This window comes from Pseudomonas sp. R38(2017) (assembly GCF_002112395.1).
In the GTDB taxonomy this organism is placed as follows: Bacteria; Pseudomonadota; Gammaproteobacteria; order Pseudomonadales; family Pseudomonadaceae; genus Aquipseudomonas.
Genome location: NZ_NEHN01000023.1, coordinates 1 through 604, shown reverse-complemented (window position 1 = coordinate 604; position 604 = coordinate 1). Strand labels below are relative to the sequence as shown.

Here is a 604-nt window from a genome sequence, read left to right as displayed (position 1 = left end):
GGATGGGGATTACTTATCTGCCAACGTTCATTGTCGGCGCGGCATTGAAGGATGGACGGCTGGTGCCGGTGCTGGATGATTTGCGTCCGGAGCCGTTGATCCTGTCGGCGGTGTACCCGCAGCATCGCCAGGCGTCGCGGCCGGTGCAGGCGTTGATCGAGTTTTTGCGCGAGCGGCTGGATCAGCGTCAGGGGGTGTTGTAGCCCCAGCCGCTCGCACAATGTTCAGCGTGGCTCAGTTGGCGCGCTTGTCATCGCCTGGCTCGCCGCCAACGTGTACGCCACGGTTATCACCGATTTCGCCAGCGCGGTGTACGCCATGGTCGTCGCCGATTTCGCCAGCGCGGTGCACGCCATGGTCGTCGCCGATTTCGCCAGCGCGGTGTACGCCATGGTCGTCGCCGATTTCACCTGCGCGGTGCACGCCATGGTCATCGCCGATTTCTCCGGCCCGATGAACCCCATGATCGTCGCCAGCTTCGGCGTGGGCGCCGTTGCGTCCTGAAGAGGCGCTGTCACCGGAATGACCCGAACCATGGTCGCTACCGCTGTGGCCACTGTTTCCACCGCCGCCACTGCCGCTGCCGCCGTGGCTACCACCATTT

General features: G+C 64.4%; 1 protein-coding gene and 1 pseudogene. One reads left to right on the top strand and one right to left on the bottom strand.

Annotation, left to right across the window (positions count from 1 at the left end):
• Positions 1 to 203: LysR substrate-binding domain-containing protein (locus tag CAF87_RS28900; protein ID WP_256577285.1), on the top strand; the 203-nt coding region annotated here is incomplete at its 5' end.
• 31 nt (positions 204 to 234) lie between these two features.
• On the opposite strand, the pseudogene CAF87_RS29420 reads toward CAF87_RS28900, so the two are convergent.
• Positions 235 to 604, bottom strand: a pseudogene (locus CAF87_RS29420) (hypothetical protein); the annotation flags it as partial.